The 18,337-nt window shown below is 34.3% G+C and carries 19 protein-coding genes; 8 read left to right on the top strand and 11 right to left on the bottom strand.

Going from position 1 to position 18,337, the window contains the following annotated elements:
• Window positions 1–106 precede the first annotated feature (106 nt).
• The 4 genes from P177_RS10505 to P177_RS10490 form a co-directional block, all read right to left on the bottom strand.
• Window positions 107–901 (bottom strand): 5'-methylthioadenosine/adenosylhomocysteine nucleosidase, encoded by a 795-nt coding sequence (locus tag P177_RS10505; protein WP_036154562.1) that lies wholly within the window; start codon window positions 899–901, stop codon window positions 107–109.
• A complete protein-coding gene (locus tag P177_RS10500) occupies window positions 892–2,196 on the bottom strand; it encodes an NCS2 family permease (RefSeq protein ID WP_036154560.1) in 1,305 nt (434 codons plus the stop codon). Before P177_RS10500 ends, P177_RS10505 begins: the two co-directional genes overlap by 10 nt.
• A gap of 153 nt (window positions 2,197–2,349) precedes the next feature.
• Window positions 2,350–3,093, bottom strand: a complete 744-nt coding sequence (locus P177_RS10495; RefSeq protein WP_036154558.1) for a hypothetical protein — start codon at window positions 3,091–3,093, stop codon at window positions 2,350–2,352.
• A 251-nt stretch (window positions 3,094–3,344) separates the two neighbouring features.
• Entirely contained in the window at window positions 3,345–4,619 is a 1,275-nt protein-coding gene (locus P177_RS10490) for an arylsulfotransferase family protein (protein WP_036154556.1), read from the bottom strand.
• A 270-nt stretch (window positions 4,620–4,889) separates the two neighbouring features.
• Between P177_RS10490 and P177_RS10485 the strand changes: the two genes are divergently transcribed.
• The gene (locus tag P177_RS10485) at window positions 4,890–5,582 is read left to right on the top strand and encodes a nitroreductase family protein (RefSeq protein ID WP_036154553.1); all 693 of its coding nucleotides are present in this window, start codon (window positions 4,890–4,892) and stop codon (window positions 5,580–5,582) included.
• A gap of 66 nt (window positions 5,583–5,648) precedes the next feature.
• Here P177_RS10485 and P177_RS19800 read toward each other — a convergent pair whose 3' ends face one another.
• Both P177_RS19800 and P177_RS10480 read right to left on the bottom strand, forming a co-directional pair.
• Window positions 5,649–5,831, bottom strand: a complete 183-nt coding sequence (locus P177_RS19800) for a BBE domain-containing protein (protein WP_316930801.1) — start codon at window positions 5,829–5,831, stop codon at window positions 5,649–5,651.
• A 34-nt stretch (window positions 5,832–5,865) separates the two neighbouring features.
• Complete coding sequence (locus tag P177_RS10480) at window positions 5,866–7,218, bottom strand: M24 family metallopeptidase (RefSeq protein ID WP_084684667.1); 1,353 nt, start codon at window positions 7,216–7,218, stop codon at window positions 5,866–5,868.
• A 238-nt stretch (window positions 7,219–7,456) separates the two neighbouring features.
• Between P177_RS10480 and P177_RS10475 the strand changes: the two genes are divergently transcribed.
• Entirely contained in the window at window positions 7,457–8,317 is an 861-nt protein-coding gene (locus tag P177_RS10475) for a sigma-70 family RNA polymerase sigma factor (protein WP_036154549.1), read from the top strand.
• 80 nt (window positions 8,318–8,397) lie between these two features.
• Here P177_RS10475 and P177_RS10470 read toward each other — a convergent pair whose 3' ends face one another.
• The 3 genes from P177_RS10470 to P177_RS10460 form a co-directional block, all read right to left on the bottom strand.
• Window positions 8,398–9,750 carry a DEAD/DEAH box helicase gene (locus P177_RS10470; RefSeq protein WP_036154547.1) on the bottom strand — a complete coding sequence of 451 codons (1,353 nt, stop codon included), beginning with the start codon at window positions 9,748–9,750 and terminating at the stop codon, window positions 8,398–8,400.
• An 89-nt stretch (window positions 9,751–9,839) separates the two neighbouring features.
• On the bottom strand, window positions 9,840–10,409 hold the full coding sequence (locus P177_RS10465) for a hypothetical protein (RefSeq protein WP_036154545.1): 570 nt from the start codon (window positions 10,407–10,409) through the stop codon (window positions 9,840–9,842).
• A 121-nt stretch (window positions 10,410–10,530) separates the two neighbouring features.
• Window positions 10,531–11,745, bottom strand: coding sequence for a patatin-like phospholipase family protein (locus tag P177_RS10460; protein ID WP_036154543.1), 1,215 nt, complete (start codon window positions 11,743–11,745; stop codon window positions 10,531–10,533).
• Window positions 11,746–11,990: 245 nt separating this feature from the next.
• On the opposite strand from P177_RS10460, the gene P177_RS10455 reads away from it, so the two are divergent.
• The 6 genes from P177_RS10455 (at window position 11,991) to P177_RS10430 (ending at window position 16,864) form a co-directional block, all read left to right on the top strand.
• A complete protein-coding gene (locus tag P177_RS10455) occupies window positions 11,991–12,575 on the top strand; it encodes a TetR/AcrR family transcriptional regulator (protein WP_036154541.1) in 585 nt (194 codons plus the stop codon).
• 1 nt (window position 12,576) lies between these two features.
• Window positions 12,577–13,248: an NAD(P)H-binding protein gene (locus tag P177_RS10450; protein WP_036154540.1), complete on the top strand. Its 672-nt coding sequence runs from the start codon at window positions 12,577–12,579 to the stop codon at window positions 13,246–13,248.
• A gap of 10 nt (window positions 13,249–13,258) precedes the next feature.
• Complete coding sequence (locus P177_RS10445; protein ID WP_036154538.1) at window positions 13,259–13,891, top strand: NAD(P)H-dependent oxidoreductase; 633 nt, start codon at window positions 13,259–13,261, stop codon at window positions 13,889–13,891.
• A 50-nt stretch (window positions 13,892–13,941) separates the two neighbouring features.
• Window positions 13,942–15,099, top strand: coding sequence for an iron-containing alcohol dehydrogenase (locus P177_RS10440; RefSeq protein WP_036154536.1), 1,158 nt, complete (start codon window positions 13,942–13,944; stop codon window positions 15,097–15,099).
• 138 nt (window positions 15,100–15,237) lie between these two features.
• A complete protein-coding gene (locus P177_RS10435) occupies window positions 15,238–16,137 on the top strand; it encodes a DMT family transporter (RefSeq protein WP_036154534.1) in 900 nt (299 codons plus the stop codon).
• A 115-nt stretch (window positions 16,138–16,252) separates the two neighbouring features.
• Window positions 16,253–16,864, top strand: a complete 612-nt coding sequence (locus P177_RS10430) for a DEAD/DEAH box helicase (RefSeq protein WP_036154532.1) — start codon at window positions 16,253–16,255, stop codon at window positions 16,862–16,864.
• Window positions 16,865–16,873: 9 nt separating this feature from the next.
• Here P177_RS10430 and P177_RS10425 read toward each other — a convergent pair whose 3' ends face one another.
• Window positions 16,874–17,641, bottom strand: coding sequence for a patatin-like phospholipase family protein (locus P177_RS10425; protein WP_036154530.1), 768 nt, complete (start codon window positions 17,639–17,641; stop codon window positions 16,874–16,876).
• A 28-nt stretch (window positions 17,642–17,669) separates the two neighbouring features.
• Window positions 17,670–18,287 carry a DUF6134 family protein gene (locus P177_RS10420; protein WP_157486531.1) on the bottom strand — a complete coding sequence of 206 codons (618 nt, stop codon included), beginning with the start codon at window positions 18,285–18,287 and terminating at the stop codon, window positions 17,670–17,672.
• Window positions 18,288–18,337 lie beyond the last annotated feature (50 nt).

Below are 18,337 nucleotides of genomic sequence, written 5' to 3'. Positions count from 1 at the left end.
CAGTGCAAATGTAATCTTAACTATGTGTTATTAAAAAGATTATATACAAATAAGCTATATATACCTATTAACCGCCTTTATCTTTAGATGAAAACATGGGGCAATTTTAGAGCGTATTTTCAAGTAAAGCCAAAACCATTTGGGCTGAATTAACGGCAGCGATTTCAACAAATTTAAAATAATCTGTATGCGCGTTGGTATTTGCATTATCGCTACAACTACGTAATACAATATAAGGTAGATCCAACATTGTGCAAATCTGAGCTACTGCGGCTCCTTCCATTTCAGTGGCAAGCGCATTAAAATTAGAGTATAAAGCTTTAGCCTTCATAGCATCGCTTACAAAAGTATCACCCGTAGCAATAGTACCTACATAGAATTTAGGCACTCTACCTTTAAATGCTTTTAATTGAATTGTATTAGAGACTATTTTACTAATATGAAGTAATGTGCTATCTACAGAAAGAAGTAAAGGATTTTTAGTATTCTTAATAAGATTTCGTGTTGGCCAAGTTATAAACTCATTATCCTGTAATTGCCCAAAATCATATTGAACCAAACTATCGGCAATAACAATATCGCCTGGTTGTATATCTGGGTGCAATCCGCCTGCGACACCAGTAAAAATAAGCGCTTTAAGTTTAAAGTGAGTAGTAAGTATTGCCGTACTGTATGCTGCATTTACCTTACCAATACCAGCCTTTAACAGAACAACCTCCTTATTTTTAAGTTTACCGGTATGGAATATAATTCCGTTTTTCTCAATTTCTTCTCTACTTTCTAATTGCCCCTTTAGTAGTTCTATTTCTTCGTCCATAGCACCCATAATGGCAATACGTTGGGCTTTTACACCACATATAACAAATAGCATTAGAAAGAATAGATAATGTCTTATAACCATAGGTAAAGAATTGATAATGCATTTATAATTAACAACACTGGATTTATTTCCGATTTCTTGCCAGTAAAGAGTTTGAGTAAGGTATATGTTAGAAAGCCAAAAATGATTCCTGTGGTTATGCTGTACGTTAATGGCATTAGTATCATGGTAAAGAAAACCGGAATAGCTTCATCTGCCGTATTCCAATCAATTTTAGTTAACGGTTTCATCATAAAAGAACCTACTAAAACCAATGCAATAGAACTAGCTATGCTTGGAACTATGGATAACAATGGAGAGAAGAATAGAAACGGTAAGAAAAGAATGCCAGCAGTTATTGCTGTAAGTCCCGTTTTACCACCTTCTCGAATGCCTACGGCAGATTCTATATATGCAGTACCTGAGCTAGTGCCTACCAAACCTGAGAATATGGTGGTAACCGCGTCTACCATTAAAGATTTTTTAAGATTTTTTGGGTTTCCATCTTCATCTTTATAGCCAGATGCTTCTGATAAACCTACGAATGTAGAAAGACTATCGAATAAATCTGTAAAGGCAAATACAAAGATTACGGGTAAAAATGCATATTTAATTGATCCTAATAAGTCGGCTTTAAATAATAAGCTGAAGTCTGGCAAAGAGAAAACTCCTGAGTAATTTACGATAGTGGGTATACCATAGTTTACAAGAGAGGCATCTCCCCACCATCTACCAATGGGCCAAGCAAGAATAGTAGTTAATAGTATACCTATAATCATAGCTCCCGTAACCCTTTTAGCTATTAATATGGCAGTAATGAGTAGACCTACTAAAAAGGTGAGACACAAAGGATCTTTAAGTGAACCTAGACCAACCAAGGTAGCTTTATCATCAATAATAAAACCTGCATTTTGGAAACCTATAAAAGAAATAAAAAGTCCGATACCGGCGGCAATAGCAAATCTTAGCGAATGTGGTATGGCTAGTACGATTTTATCCCTGACTTTAAGAACACTTGAGATTAGAAATAAAATACCTGCCCAGAATACGGCACCCAAGGCAGCTTGATAACTTAAACCTAAACCTAGTACGGCAGTATAGGTAAAGAAAGCATTTAAACCCATACCAGGTGCAATTATAAATGGATTTTTAGCATATAACCCCATCATAATACTACCAAAGGCACAAACAAGAACCGTTGAGGTTACTGCTGCAGAAAAAGGCATTCCAGAAGCAGAAAGAATTGCTGGGTTTACAATGATGATATAAAATGTTGCTAGAAATGAACTGATACCTGCCAGTATTTCAGTTCGTATAAATGTACTTCTATCTACCATGAAGATTAAAATACTAAGAAAAGAAGCATTTTACACCTATCGTAGACGGAATCATAAAACATTTTTTGAATCAGCATTTATAACTGTATATTTTAGGGATTAAATCTAATGTAGGACCTATAATTATTGATTTTAAAATGTGAAGATATCCATTTAACCCATGTCTGCCTTAAACCAAATATCAACCGATAATTCTTCTGGTTTATCATTTTGCTGTGGTGGTCCACCTTGAGATCCGCCACGACCACCGCCGCCTTGACCTCCACCAGGTCCGCCCTGACCTCCTCTACCACCACCTCCACCGCCTTGGCCACCGCCACCAAAACTGATGTTAGTATCTTTGTCTTTAGATTCTTTTTCCCTTTTAGGCGTAACGATGCCAATGGATAGTTTAGAGAAGTGAGCATTGCTAATTTCCTGTTTCGGAATAATTAGTTCGTATTGAAGTTCTTTGCTGTCTTCATCATAATTATATGTAATGGAAACACCAAGCTTGTTTAAGTCCAAATGAAATTCCTGCACCAAATCTAGATTGGTAAATTCAGCCATTTTTGGCATCTCGGTAATCAACTTAACTATGTCAGGTCCTCTTCTTTCATCCTGGTCTAGTTCCTCTCTATTCCCATTTTCTCTATCGTTTCTATTTGGGCGTTCAGGGGGTGCAATATTAATTGGATATTGTACCGAGACATTCTTTTTTCGCTTGCCCTTAACATCAAAATATACGTAAAAGCCTTTATGTAGCATAGCAAGCATTGTTGCTTGGTCTACTGTACTTAATTGTACGTGAACATTTTCATCAGCAATAAAACTGCTGTAAGTGATGTTGTCTTCTGTATTTTGCGCTTGGCTTGTTGCTAATACTAAAAGTAATAGTAGTTGAATATATAATCTCATGATTTAAATGCTATTTGCTTTAATGGATTTCAAACTTAATTCATATAAAGGGGGCATAATTTTAATTTAAGCGAATGGCAGCTATTTTTTAGCGAAAGGATTCTTGTATTCAGTAGTACATAAACGTGGAACCAAATGTTTTGATAGTTTTAAATATGAAACAACTTGATCTTAGGTATAACAAAAAGAGTCCCAATATTTCTAAAGGAACCCTTTCTTACCAATCAATCAATTAAACCAAAAAACTATTTTTATAGACCTAGAGCTGATATTGCTTCATCATCTTTAGTAAATGCATAAGCTCGCCAAGGTCTACTGTAATTTGTATATCTCCATAAAACATCGCCACTACTATTTACTTCCCAAATTGCACCTGTACCCTCCGCAATTAGGGTATTCCCATTACTCATACGTACACCACTACCTAATCCGTTACTATATAAATCAGAATCTGTAAATTCCCAGGTAAGTTCAGGCTCATTATCTTGCCCAGCTATTAATTCAAAAGGAGGACTCAATTGATATTCGGCTACAGCAGACTGATTATCATATTTGTTGTTTACGAATAGCAACATTTTATTATCATCGAATAAGTTTGGATAGTGTACTCTATTTAAAGTGACCTCACCAATATTGTCATACGCCAACGGATTTCCAAAACGATAAACTAAATCACCTCCCAAACCATAGCTTCCCCCTGTACTAGAAGCTGCCTCTTCCGTTGAGGTACTATGATCAATTACCCATACCTCACTGTAAAAGTTAACGGTCATATAAAGCAAATCATTTTCTTCGTCTAATGTAATACCGTTTACATGTGTAATATCTCCATCAGTTTGGTCATTATTGTAATTGATATCAATCAGGTTTGGAACATCTGCCACTACCCCAAAGTTCTCTTTACTTTCATCAAAATCTTGTACAATATGATCTGTAACATGCCATTCCCAAACTACCTCTTGGGTTAATGGGTTCATTTCTATAATAGCATCTGGATAAATATCAAAATTTCCAGAAAATCCCATTTCCGCAGCATCATCCTGGCTAACCTGTTCCCAAATAGGGAAAATGATATTTCCGTTAGAAAGGTAATTTACATCATGGTGCGATATATAGGTATCACTAGAGTAATCAACATTCCAAGCAATAGTTTGATCTGCGTTGATTTTTCTAAAACTACCACCATAACCACCATAGGTGATTTGTGGATTATCAACCTTAATAGTAGCTACTAAACTACCATCGCTAAGTAGCTCGGCATCATTACCCAGTTGGTCTCCATCAAAATCCCAATCGTACAGGGTATTACCATCGTGGTCAATTAAAAATACACCATTATCCGGAGCAACTGCTAGTATATAAGAATTGGAATCTACGGTACTACTAGCCTCTTCTGTTTCGTCGCTGTCGGTTGTGGTAGTATCTTCCGAAAGGGTTAAATCATCGCTATCATTACTACAAGAGGTTAATAATAGGATTGATACGCAAACAGAGGTAAAACTTACTTTAAATATAGATTTTCTCATAATTGGTTATTTTAAAAATGTGAATAATTTGGGTATGCCGTTTTAGCAACAGGATAAATATAGAATTTGGATTCAAGCAGATTTTAAACAATCAGTGTATTCGAATTAACAATAAGTGAAAAGGGGATTATTCACGGTAAATGCTTTAAGCCGAATTTATAAAACTGGTTTATGCACCTAAATTGAGCCACAGAGGAATCATTAAAAGTAAAACCTAAAAAAAGCAATATCTTTGAGAATAGAATTTGCAATTAAAACCTTACTTCAAAAATGGCAACTGAATCTCATATATCTGTAAACGGACACACGCATGTACTTTATAAAGAAAATGCATTGTCTAAAGAAGAACTCATTGTCAAAAGTGAGGCATTTTTTAAACATTTAGATGAAAGAAGATCTGTTAGAGAATATGCAAATACACTTGTACCAAAAGAAGTAATTGAAACTTTAATAAAAACGGCTTCTACGGCTCCGTCAGGTGCGCATAAACAACCTTGGACCTTCTGTGCTGTTTCTAATACTACATTAAAGGCAAAGATCAGAGAGGCTGCCGAAGCAGAAGAAAAGGAAAGTTATGAAAGTAGAATGAGCGACCGTTGGTTAAAAGATCTTGAGCCGATGGGTACAAACATGTATAAGCCCTTTTTAGAAGATGCACCTTGGCTTATTATCGTTTTTAAAAAAGTACATGATTTAGATAGCGATGGTAAAAAGGTAAATAATTACTACGTTAATGAATCTGTAGGTATTGCGGCAGGTATGTTGATTACTGCGATACACAATGCAGGTTTGGTAACATTAACTCATACTCCTAGCCCAATGAATTTTTTAGCAAAACTATTGAATCGTCCAAGTAATGAACGTGCATTTTTATTGTTACCGGTAGGCTACCCCAAGACACCAACATATGTGCCAGATATTGAAAGAAAGCCATTGGAATCTATATCAGAATTCTATGAGTAATACTTTAAGTAATGATACTTTAAATCCTATTTAATAATATTTTAGATAGGATTTTTTATTAGCACATTAGAAAGCAGGCATATTAATTCTAATATTTTTGGTAGATGGTTTAATATTCTGATTTACTCTAAATAAATTCTGTGGGTCATAGCTATTTTTAATTTTAACCAGTCTCACATAATTGTGTTTGTAACTAGCTTTAACACGCTCTTGACCTTCATTCATCATGAAATTTGAATATGCCCTAATTTAGAAATAGCCAATATATAAATTGGGTTTCTTATTACTTCATCAAACCTTCTAAGGCGTCAGGGGTTCTTGGTAAATCACTACTTAAAACTTCACAACCATCTTCAGTAATAAGAATCATATCTTCAGTAAATACTGAAATGTTTTCATCATGATTGTAGTACCAAGGCTCTACAGTAAAAATCATACCAGGTTTTAGCACTGTGGTAGATATATTAGGATCTCCGGTTGAGAGCCCTAAATGATGACCAAAAAACAAGCCTACTTGCATATATTTTTTTGCATCATCAGGAATAATACTATTAGTTAGTGTCTGTACATCTTTAAATGTAATACCGGGTTTTAGAAACTTAATTATCTCATCTGCTATTTTAGTTTCCATGACAAGAATCTCTTTCTGTCTATCGGTAAATTTACCAGATACGGGAAAGGTTCTACCAATATCACTAACATACTGCTCATACTCACAACCAACATCAAAAATAACCAAGTCGCCTTTTTCCATAACCCTATTTCTACGGTTATAGTGTGTAGCTAATATTCTCCAAGGCCAATGAGAATTTGGTCCTGATTTAATTATGGAACCAAAAGCAAGTCGTTGAGAACCGTTAATTTTGAAATCACCTTCCAAAATACCTTCTAGGTAACGCTCATCTACCCCAGGTTTAATCTTTTTAGCAGATTGCTTAATACCTTCTGCCGTAATGGTAGCAGCCTTTCGAATAATTTCAATTTCAGCTTCAGATTTAATCATACGAACATTTGCAACTGCATCGTACATATTTTCATGTTTCAATTTGGGATGTTTTTTGATCAAGGCCTGTAGCAGAACTTGAACAGGAGAATGCGTAGCTATATAGGCATCAGATGCATAAGTAATGTCACCCTTTCGTCCACTATTAATTAAAACGGTGTTTTCTTTTTTACTTTCAGCATCCATTAGAAAGGTAAAGTCGTCAATAGATGCAAGAGTTATTCCGGTTTTTTCTGTAATATTCTTATCATTCAATAAAGGTCTACCTGGAAAATCATTTATTCGAGAGCCATTTTCAAATCGTAAATCTCGTTCAGGGGTGTATATAGTTACTGATTTGGTGGCTACATTCATAACCAAAATGGCATTTGGTAATTCTAGTCCGGTGAAGTAATAAAAATCATCTGCCTGTCTAAATGTTTCTCCGAATGAAAATCCGTCATTAGCAGGTACAATCACTATTCCTGTTTTACCGTGTTCCGTTAAAATATTCATTAGGTTATCTCGTCGTTCTCTTAACTCTTCTTTTGCAAAAGGTAATGCTGTCCATTCAAAATAAGATTGCACGGGAGTTTGGCTAAAAAGAAAGCTTGTGTAGAAAAATAAGATAATGATAGAAGAGGTCGTTTTCATCTTGGTTTGTTATGGTTAGTCCGAATTTCGAGCTTTTTTCTAGAGGATCAACCACTAGGGATAACTATTGTCTAAGTATTAAAGATTTGATAAAATATAATCAAAATATCATATAATTTTAGATTTAATTAATCAATTTTTAGAATCCATTAAAATAATTACAACAAATACTTGATTTCATTAGGATATTTTTAAAAAATTGCTTAAATTATAACAACGATAAAAACTAAAATAATATATGAGGCAACTAAAGATCACTAAGCAAATTACAAACAGAGACACTAAATCATTAGAAAAGTACTTTCAAGAAATATCAAAAATTGATTTGATTACCGCAGATGAGGAAGTGGAACTAACTAGAAGAATACGCGAAGGAGATCAAAATGCCCTAAATACCTTAGTAAATGCTAACCTACGTTTTGTAGTATCTACAGCAAAACAATATCAAGGTAGCGGATTACGACTTTCAGATTTAATCAATGAAGGAAATATTGGTTTAGTGAAGGCTGCAAAACGTTTTGACGAAACCAGAGGTTTTAAGTTTATTTCATATGCCGTATGGTGGATCAGACAATCCATACTACAATCTATTTCTGAGCAATCTCGTATGGTACGTATTCCATTGAATAAAATTGGGGAAATAAGTAAGATAAATAAAGTATTTTCTACGCTAGAGCAATCTTTACAAAGACCACCAAGTACTACGGAAATAGCTAGAGAACTTGATATGAGCAGCACGCAAGTAAAACTTGCTTTAAAAAATTCAGGAAGACACTTGTCTATGGATGCCCCTTTTCAAGAAGGAGAATCATCTAATTTATATGATGTGGTTAGCTCTAAAGATGCAAACAGACCAGATGCCGGTATGATGATGGATTCACTTAAAACAGATCTTAATCAGGCATTAAATACATTACCAAGCAGAGAAAGTGAAATAATTAAACTCTACTATGGAATAGGTGAAAGTCACCCTAAAAGTTTAAGTGAAATTGGTGAGCTTTTTGATTTAACTAGAGAACGTGTTAGACAGCTAAGAGAAAAGGCTGTTCGTAAGCTTCGTAATAAATCACAAAACGAAGTACTAAAAGCATATTTGTAGAAGACAGTTTAAAATATTAAAAAAAGCCGACTTATTTAAGTCGGCTTTTTTATGCATTAAAATGTTGTAAATGAAAACTATTAGTTGTTCCCATTTTGATTTTTTTTCCTTTTCGGCTCTTCAGATTTTATATGTAGACTTGTGGTTTGGGCTATATGGTTTGCCAATATTTTCTCTACCAATTCTTCTTTGGTCAAGTGATGGAAAATGGTTCTTACTTTAGTTTTAAATTCTTCAGATACTTCGCGATTAGGCTTGGTTTTAAAGATTTTTTTAGCCCAAAGTAATGTGTTGTTTTCTTCGATACTCTGTGCATCTGCTTTTTGGTATTTTGAAAAAGAAATACCTAATTCCTTTTCAAAATCAAATACTTCCGCAACTTCTTCTTTTTGTAAAATGGTTAATGAAAGTCCCTTCGCTCCTGCTCTAGCTGTACGTCCGCTTCTATGAACATATGCATCATAGGTGTCCGGTAAATGGTAATTGACTACATAACCCAATTCTTTAACATCTAAGCCACGAGAAGCTAAATCTGTCGCTACAAGTATATTGATATTCCCTTCTCTAAACTGACCCATTATACGATCACGAATTCCTTGAGATAAACTACCGTGCAAAGCACCTGATGAAAATTTATTTATAGCTAATTTTTTAGCCAACTTGTTTACTGCCGCTTTTGTTTTACAGAAAATGATACCACGTTGCCCTTCTTTTGTATTTAAAAAGTGCATAAGCACATCTAATTTTTCAATAGGCTCAACTACCACATATTTATGATCAATACCTTTATGTCCAAGGGTTGCCATATCAGCCTCTTTATGTACTACATGTTTAGACATGTAGTTTTGAACCAGTTGTTTAATAGCTCCAGACATGGTAGCGGTAAAGAGAAAAGTACGTCTAGCTTTAGGTATACCGGCAATAATAGTATCTAGGTCTTCTTTTAGGGCAGTGACCATTTCATCAGCTTCATCTAAAACCAAGTACTTTAAATTTTTAATATTAATAGCCTCACGTTTTACCAAATCAACTAAACGACCAGGCGTAGCTACTACAATATGAGTATCTTCTTTTAAGCGTTCTATTTGAGGTTTTATAAGTATACCACCGCATACTGAAGCAATTGATATTGCAGGACTATGTTTGGCATATGAAATTAGGTTGGCATGTATTTGTTGTGCCAATTCTCTTGTTGGTGCTAAAATAACAGCTTGTACTGCTGTATTTTTTGTATTGATTAATTGCAGTAATGGTAAGCCAAATGCAGCAGTTTTACCAGTTCCTGTTTTTGCTAATGCAACAAGGTCATCTTTTTTATTTAGGACAACAGGAATACATTTTTTCTGTATATCTGTAGGTACTGTAATTTGTAATTCCTCTAAACTCTGTTGAATTTGTTTATTGATTCCTAAATCTGAAAACTGATTTGACATAAAATAATTTTCGGCAAAGATAGGTACAGTTATTCAGGGAGTAACAACAATCTATTTATAAGTGATGTAGATTCCCGGTAATGATTCATTTAATCTTCCCAACCCCACGGAGCTTCTGGTTCTTCAATCGGCTTAGTAATATCCATTACCACTTTAAAAACTCGGTCAGTTCCTAGTCTTCTTAAATTATAAGTAAAAGTAGTATCGTTTAATGTAATCCACCAAACATTGGTTGCAGCACCAGGTATCATTTTTTGAGTTGCGCCATCTGCTGAGAAAAACTGAATATCAGCTTTACCTGCATTACTTGCTGTACCACCATAAAAATTCACATCATCTTCAGCGCCGTCTTCATGCCTATGGTCATGTTTTAAGGTAAGTATACCATCATTTTTAGTTAAGACCCATGTTCTAGATTTATCGTCACCAACATAAAACGGAATCTTAATTTTGTTATCGCTACATGCTCTAACATGCATAACAAGTCTTTTGCCACCAAAATTTTCATCTTCTTCAGGTAAAGCTAAACTACCTTCGTATGCTTTACCGCAATGAGATTTTAAGTTGTTCCAAAATACTTCAGAAGGGCTAGTTTCTTGAGCTATAAGTGGTAATGCAAATAAAAAAGTAATGATGTAAAGATGTTGTTTTAGTGTCATGTTGCAGGGTTATCTAGTTTCTCAAAAATAGGTAAAAGGATTTATAAACTATACAACGATCGCAAAGCTGAGTATTCAATAAAATATGTTAGCTAAAACTAGGAAATTTAAAGATGGAAATTTATTCAGTAGCTTCCCAACTCCTCCACCTATCCATCCCCTCTTGATACCATTTATCGCCTTTAATAAAAGATAAATCGTTATTGCGCTCTACTTTAAATTCTATGGGTTGATTATATAATTGTCCGCTTTTCCAAGCGTAAAAACAATTGATTAACGTTTCAATTTCTTCATCTTTGGTTAGGTCCATATCTAATTTATATAAATCTTGAACTAAAGGAATTATTGATGTTTCGGTTTGTTCATCATAATGAATTAAGGGCGATAAGCGAATAATTTGCTCGTTAAGTAATTTGTCCGTAGCTACCTGTAAAAACATCATAGCAATATAGTTGGCCGTATCTGGTGGTTGGTATAAAATTGTTTTTGCTTGGTGTAACACCGTTTCTTTAAAGAAGTTGAATTGCGGTTTCCATTTAGAGAAAGCAAATTTCTTTCTTCTGAAAATTAGTGCAATCTGTTTCCAATCCCAAAAGTTTTTTTTCGCTTCAGACGACATTAATGAATTACTGGTGCCTAGAGATATAATCTGAACCGTTTTTAAGTCAACACCTAGTTTATAGGCTTCTATGATTCCAGCTAGAATAGGATTATTGAATCCGCCTAGAGCACCATCCCAAAGCTCATAGAATATATCGCTACCCTTTGCCTTAAAGCGTGCCGGAAAATCGAAATATTGAACAGGAGCGTTAGATGATCCGTTTATAGCTTGAGTAAGTCTAACGGAGTCATAAGAATCAAGGTTTGTTGAGAACGATTTAAAGAATTTAGCACGATTATTTAAGGCATCATATGTGGCAACTACTATTTTAAGGGATGCTTTACCAATCAGTTTTGGAATTTCATCCATCTGTATTTCATCAATCTGAGGAAATAGATTTTCAAAAGCTTCCTTTTTTTTAGTTGTACTATATTTTGGTCCAAATCCCGCATTAAAAAGTCCTAAATAGTCAACAGGAAAATAACGATCTTTAAAAGAGTTCTTATGAAAAATAAGTTCTCGGTTTTTCTTTTCCTTAAAAAGGGAAATGGCTTTGTCAATGGTATAATTTTCAGCTAAAGCAGCAAGGACGATACTACCACCCGAATTGGCAATTACAAGATCAAATTTCCTTAAAATATCGTGACCCGTTAAATTGCCATATCTATCTTTTAAAGTAAGTAATTGAATAATAGCCCAACTGCCACCACCGTCTAGAGATAGAATTTTGTACATCTTAAATAATAATTTAGGAAATTAAGTTAAGGGATTCAATTTAAAATTGAAAAGGACGTGGGAACTACCTGTATTGTACTTTTTAAAATTAGAGAATTAAGAAATAAGTTGTTTGTAGAATGTTCTTAGAAATTATAAGGATATTATGTTTTTTTTGATCCCTCCCCACTGTTTAAATTAAAGTTCTGTTAATAAAAAAGAATGAACGTTCATTTTTTGTAAATTTGTACCAAGAAATCATAGTTATGGCAGCATTACAGAAAAGCATAGACAAACGAAACGCATTAATTAATGCAACTATAGAGTTGGTAAACAATGATGGATTTCATGCCACACCAATGAGTAAGATTGCAAAAATGGCTTGTGTATCTCCCGCCACCATATATCTATATTTTGAAAACAAACAAGATCTGGTGAATAAAACCTATATAGAGGTTAAGGCTAATTATACGGCTTATGCATTTGCCACATATGATGAAACCATGCCGGTTGAAGAAGGTTTTAAAGTAATTTGGAAACGAATAGCTGAGTTTAAGTTAAAGGAAAGCGCCGATGCCATGTTTTTAGCGCAATGTGATAATACCCCAATGATAGATGAAGCTAGCAGACAAGAAGGCATAAAGCACTTGCAACCCCTACTAGATTTATGGGCACGTGGTAAAAAAGAAGGTGTTATAAAACCATTGTCAGATTATATGTTATATGCCTATTCAATTAATCCGCTTTCATTTTTAATGATTACTCAAAACCGAGGTTCTGTAACATTGGATAAGGAGCATTTAGACCAGGCCTACGAAGCTGCATGGAGCAGCATTAAAACGTGTAAGTAGAATGAAAAAGACAGCCATCATATTAGGAGCTTCAGGTTTAACAGGAGGATTATTGATGAAGAAATTACTTATTGACGATAGGTACGATACTATAAAATTATTTTCTAGATCAAGAATTGAGGGTTTGCCAAGTAAAGTACAGCAGTTTATAGGAAACCTTTTAGACTTAGAACAGTTTAGAAAAGAATTTACAGCAGACGAAGTGTATTGTTGTATAGGTACTACTGCAAAGAAAACTCCAGATAAAAAACGTTACAAAGACATTGATTACGGTATACCTGTTGCTGCGGCAAAATTGGCAAAAGAAAACGGAATATCCACCTACTTAGTGGTTTCTGCAATGGGTGCAAATAAAAAAAGTAAAGTGTTCTATAATAGAACAAAGGGAGAAATGGAGCAAGATGTTGTCAACCAAGGCATACCCCATACATCAATTTTAAGACCGTCATTAATTGGAGGAGAAAGAGATGAACAACGAACACTTGAAAAAATAGGACTAATAGTATTTAAAGCCATTCAGTTCTTATTTATTGGTCCGTTGAAAAAATATAGAATTATCAATGCAGAAAGCATTGCTCAGGCAATGTTGAATTTAGCAAATACAACGAGTAATACCGATGTTATCATAACATCCAACGATATAGAACAATTAGCAAAACGCAACTTAAAATAGAAAGATTAAAATGGAATTATTAGATAAATTAAATTGGAGATACGCCGCTAAGGCTATGAACGGTGAAAAAGTAGCCGAAGATAAAGTAGAACGTATTTTAGAAGCAGCGCGTTTGGCCCCAACTTCAAGCGGCTTACAGCCTTTTGAAATTATAGTGGTTAAAAACCAAGATATTAAGGAACAGATAAGACCTGTTGCTTGGAACCAATCTATGATTACAGATTGTTCACACCTACTTGTCTTTGCAGCTTGGGATACCTATACCGAAGATAGAATCAATTACATGTTCGATCTAACCAATGAAATTAGAGGTTTTAAGAACGAAGGATGGGAAAACTATCGTAAGATGTTGCTAGATTCTTATCCACAAAAAGATGAAGAAGAGAACTTTAACCATGCTGCAAAACAAGCATATATTGCTTTTTCACAAGCGATAACGGCAGCAGCTTTTGAAGAGGTAGATGCTACCCCAATTGAAGGTTTTGATCCTGCTGCAGTAGATAAAATTTTAGGCTTACGCGAAAAAGGATTACGTAGTGCTGTTTTGTTACCACTAGGTTATAGAAATGAAAGTGAAGATTGGTTGGTTAATCTAGTAAAGGTTAGAAAACCAATGAAAGATTTGGTAACGGTTATAGAGTAATCGTTTATCAAACCATAAATAGATATTACAAATTAAAAAGAAGAGAGAAAATGAACAATTTTGAATTTAAGAACCCTACCAAGATTATTTTTGGAAAGGATACCATAGCGAAATTAGAAAGTGAAATTCCTGCAGATGCTAAAGTATTAATGCTTTACGGTGGTGGTAGTATCAAGAAAAACGGTATTTACGAACAAGTTACCAAAGCATTGTCTAATATAGATGTAACAGAGTTTGGCGGTATACCTGCTAACCCTGAATATGCCTTACTTATGGAGGCCTTACAGGTAATAAAAGATAAAAACATTACTTATTTATTAGCAGTTGGTGGTGGGTCTGTAATAGACGGAACAAAATTTTTATCTGCAGCAGCGGTATATGATGGAGATACCCCTTGGGATATACTTACCAAAAATGTGAGAACCAAAAAAGGAATGCCTTTTGGGACCGTATTGACCTTGCCGGCAACAGGTTCTGAAATGAATTCAGGTGCTGTAATTACAAGAGCGGAAACCAAAGAGAAATTAGCCATGGGTGGTCCAGGATTGTTTCCTGAGTTTTCAATTTTAGATCCACAGGTTATTAGTTCAATTCCTGAACGTCAATTAGCAAACGGAATAACAGATGCTTTCACACATGTATTGGAGCAATACATGACCTACCCAATAGGTGCATCTTTACAAGATAGATTTGCAGAAAGTATTTTGCAGACATTAGTAGAAGTTGCTCCTAAAGTATTGAAAGATCCTACCGATTATACACCTGCCGCAGATTTTATGTGGAGCTGTACAATGGCATTGAACGGATTAATTCAAAAAGGAGTTCCTGGTGATTGGGCTGTGCATATGATGGGTCATGAGTTAACCGCATTGTTTGGTATTGACCACGCACGTACCTTAGCGGTAATTGCACCAAGTCACTATAAGTACAATTTTGAAGCTAAAAAAGAAAAATTAGCTCAGTACGGTGAACGTGTTTGGAATATTATCGAAGGTAGTATCGATGACAAAGCATATGCTGCTATTGAAAAGACCGAGGAATTCTTTCATGAATTAGGTATCGATACTAAGTTATCTGATTACACAAAAGAGTATGAAGGCACTGCCGAAGAAATATCTAAGCGATTTACAGATCGTGGATGGAAATTAGGTGAACGTCAGGCTTTAATGCCAGAAGATGCACAGAAAATTGTGAAAATGGCTTATTAGGTTAAGCGAAGTATTTTTAAAAAGGGCTGTCTAATTTAGACAGCCCTTTTTTATTTCCGGTTATACCAATTACAAATCACATATGAATGACTTATCTCGAAGGCAGAATAATCAAAAACCAATATCTTCGCGCGCATTATGTGGATGTACCTCGGACTTTTAGCAGCGCTCTTTTTAGGATTACACAACTTATGTAAAAAACATGCCGTACAAGGTAATGATGCCTTTTCTGTTCTTTTAGGCACCTTAATCGCTGGCTTTCTATTGTTTTTACCATTATTTATCGGTTCAAAATACTATCCTGAAGAATTACAAGAAATTGATTTATTTGTATCTGATATATCCTTGAAGACACATGGGTTTATAGTTATAAAAGCCATGATTATGGCTTCTTCTTGGATATTGGCATATCAAGCTTTAAAACATTTACCTATTACCATTGTAACCCCAATACGTTCTGCAGGTCCGTTTTTTACTTTTATCGGTGCGATTTTCATTTATCAAGAACGCCCTGATTTCTGGCAGTGGATTGGATTTTTCCTAATTATTTTTTCCGTATTTCTTTATTCTAGAATTGGCAAAAAAGAAGGTATTTATTTTAAAAGTAATAAATGGATATATGCAATTATTGGCGCTACTTTTTTAGGAGCTTCAAGTGGTTTGTATGATAAGTTCTTAATACAAAGTTTAAATCTGAATCCCCCTACCCTTCAATTTTGGTTCTGTACCTACACCATGTTGATTATAGGAATGGTAGTGGTCATTACAAGAGCTACCAATGCTAATTTAAAAGGATCTTTTAAATGGCGGTGGACGATACCTATGGTGGGTATACTTTTACAAACGGCAGACTATTTTTATTTTAAAGCATTACAAGATCCAGATGCATTGATAATACTACTTTCAGCCATAAAGCGTAGTCAAATATTGATAGCTGTAGTCGTTGGCGGTTTTATCTTTAAAGAACAAAATAAGCGTAAAAAATTAGTGCCGTTAGCGGGTATTATGCTTGGTGTCTTTCTTATTCTTTATTCATAAGAAATTCTGTATTGCTTTCTTGTTATAAGAAAATAGAGTGTTAAAATGGGGTTAGCCCGTTGGTAGGCTGTATCTTTGTAGCATTATAGTATGTTTAATTAGTTTAAAGTAGTATATGTCATTTAAGAAACTGAATCCACACTTATTAGAAAGACTAGAATACCTTTCCATTACAGAACCAACTTCTTTCCAGAAGAAAAGTATTCCCGTAATTAAAAGCGGAGCAAATGTATATTGTACAGCTCCAAAGGAAAGTGGTAAAACTACAACCTTAATATTGACAACATTACAGAAACTAAAATGTAAAGCCGAAGGCAATGCGCCAAGAGCTGTTGTTGTGGTTGAGAATAAAGAAAAGGTACTGGAACTTTATGATAAGTTTTTTGAATACACCAAGTATACGGATATGAGACTATATGCCAGTTATAAAGAATTGCATATCGATATTCAAAAATCTGAAATATTTGAAGGCATAGATATACTTATTACAACACCTACTACCCTACACAAGTTGTTTTTATTGAATGGGGTAAGTACATCACAATTGAAAATCTGTAGTATTGATGATGGTGATTTTTTAATTCAGAAATCGGATTATACAGCAATGATTACGGTTGCACAAAGTATTATGAAATGTCAATATGTGATATACTCAGAAAAAATGCATCCTAAATTAGAACGTTTTGAAGATTATTTTATGGAACGAGCAAGTCATGTAAAGCTATAATATGAGTTTTTATTGCTTAGAATATCCTTGTTTACGTAGCACGTCTATAGTACTATTATAGCCAATATCAAAAATGGCATCTATAGATCTCATATCAAAAGTTGCATATTCACAAAGCTCTTCGGGAGAAACTACAAACTCGCATTCTGAAAATTTTGCTATGGATTCTGATGCTGATTTTATTTTATACGCTCTTTCCAATACATTGTACGAATGTTTTAAATCTTTTATTTTAATAGATTTTAGTGCGTTTACATAGCTGCCTATTATTTTATCGCAGTGTGGTTGTAAAGGCTCAATAGGGAAATTGTTCAATACACCACCATCTACGTAGAAAGACCCATTAATATTGATAGGTGAAAAAACACCGGGAAAAGTTGCAGATGCAAGCACTGGTTTTATCAATTCTCCAGTATTAAAAATCTTTAATTCCCCTTTAACGATATCCGTAGCTGTTATAAAAAGCTCCTTAGGAAGTGATTCAAATTTATCGGTAGGAAAAAACTTTTTAAACTCATCATAAAACTTCTCGGTGTCTATAAAACCGGGTTTTTTACGGGCGAATCTGTTGGCATGAAAAATAGGAATTACTTTGAAGAATTCTAAAATATCTTCCCATTTTACACCACCTGCATATAAGGCACCAACAATAGCACCTGCACTAGTACCCGAAATATGAGTAGGGTAAATACCGTTTTCCTCTAAGGCTTTAATAACACCAATATGCGCTACTCCACGTATGCCACCGCCTGAAAGTACTAATCCGGTATTTGTCATAACTGTTTTATGTTATATTTTTTAAAAATCATTTTTGGGCAACAATGTCAAATTTTATCAACCCTCCATTAATTTCTGCTTTTTCTAAAAAGCCATCTTTATAATGATAAATATTCTCGTGGTTTTTAGCATTTATTTTTTTGTACGAATGATTGCCTAAAGGTATAATCGTATTAAAACTTCCATCTTGTTCAGAATAGCACCGTTCTATGTCTACTGGTTCCACAAAATATAGCAATATGGTAGCGTACTTGATATCTTCTTGTACCACTAACTCGTTTTTATCGTTTTTTGAAATCTGGTAATAATCTATTTCCCAATTGGTAAGAATGTCGGCATAGGGTTTATCGTTGACATCTATAAGTACATTAGCCCTCTTCAATTTATTATTTTCATAGATAACATTGTACAAATAATTTACATCTATTTCTTTGATAATGCGCGTGTTTATAGTAGTTACACTTTGATAATGAATTTTAGTGTCTTTAATGGTTTTAGAAGCTTTTAAACTACCTATTACATTGTCTTTATGTACAATATCAAAGAAAAGAGTGTTTTTTAGAGGCTTTACATCTTTTGATATAGAACCAATTGATCCTAAAAAAATAAACGTACATACTATAATGAAATGATTTATTGATGACATCTTTACGTGTAAAGGGGTTCTTGATTGCAATCTACTATACTAAGGTAAAA

The sequence above is a fragment of the Maribacter forsetii DSM 18668 genome (genome assembly GCF_000744105.1).
Taxonomy (GTDB): Bacteria; Bacteroidota; Bacteroidia; order Flavobacteriales; family Flavobacteriaceae; genus Maribacter; species Maribacter forsetii.
This window is presented reverse-complemented; position numbering and strand designations above follow the sequence as displayed.

Coding starts and splice junctions, on each gene's coding strand:
- P177_RS10460 (WP_036154543.1), bottom strand. CDS start 11,745: ATGTACAAAATTCTATCTCTAGACGGTGGTGGCAGTTGGGCTATTATT.
- P177_RS10490 (WP_036154556.1), bottom strand. CDS start 4,619: ATGAGAAAATCTATATTTAAAGTAAGTTTTACCTCTGTTTGCGTATCA.
- P177_RS10485 (WP_036154553.1), top strand. CDS start 4,890: ATGGCAACTGAATCTCATATATCTGTAAACGGACACACGCATGTACTT.
- P177_RS10430 (WP_036154532.1), top strand. CDS start 16,253: ATGTCATTTAAGAAACTGAATCCACACTTATTAGAAAGACTAGAATAC.
- P177_RS10435 (WP_036154534.1), top strand. CDS start 15,238: ATGTGGATGTACCTCGGACTTTTAGCAGCGCTCTTTTTAGGATTACAC.
- P177_RS10465 (WP_036154545.1), bottom strand. CDS start 10,409: ATGACACTAAAACAACATCTTTACATCATTACTTTTTTATTTGCATTA.
- P177_RS10470 (WP_036154547.1), bottom strand. CDS start 9,750: ATGTCAAATCAGTTTTCAGATTTAGGAATCAATAAACAAATTCAACAG.
- P177_RS10450 (WP_036154540.1), top strand. CDS start 12,577: ATGAAAAAGACAGCCATCATATTAGGAGCTTCAGGTTTAACAGGAGGA.
- P177_RS10420 (WP_157486531.1), bottom strand. CDS start 18,287: ATGTCATCAATAAATCATTTCATTATAGTATGTACGTTTATTTTTTTA.
- P177_RS10425 (WP_036154530.1), bottom strand. CDS start 17,641: ATGACAAATACCGGATTAGTACTTTCAGGCGGTGGCATACGTGGAGTA.
- P177_RS10495 (WP_036154558.1), bottom strand. CDS start 3,093: ATGAGATTATATATTCAACTACTATTACTTTTAGTATTAGCAACAAGC.
- P177_RS10440 (WP_036154536.1), top strand. CDS start 13,942: ATGAACAATTTTGAATTTAAGAACCCTACCAAGATTATTTTTGGAAAG.
- P177_RS10475 (WP_036154549.1), top strand. CDS start 7,457: ATGAGGCAACTAAAGATCACTAAGCAAATTACAAACAGAGACACTAAA.
- P177_RS10505 (WP_036154562.1), bottom strand. CDS start 901: ATGGTTATAAGACATTATCTATTCTTTCTAATGCTATTTGTTATATGT.
- P177_RS10500 (WP_036154560.1), bottom strand. CDS start 2,196: ATGGTAGATAGAAGTACATTTATACGAACTGAAATACTGGCAGGTATC.
- P177_RS10445 (WP_036154538.1), top strand. CDS start 13,259: ATGGAATTATTAGATAAATTAAATTGGAGATACGCCGCTAAGGCTATG.
- P177_RS10455 (WP_036154541.1), top strand. CDS start 11,991: ATGGCAGCATTACAGAAAAGCATAGACAAACGAAACGCATTAATTAAT.
- P177_RS10480 (WP_084684667.1), bottom strand. CDS start 7,218: ATGAAAACGACCTCTTCTATCATTATCTTATTTTTCTACACAAGCTTT.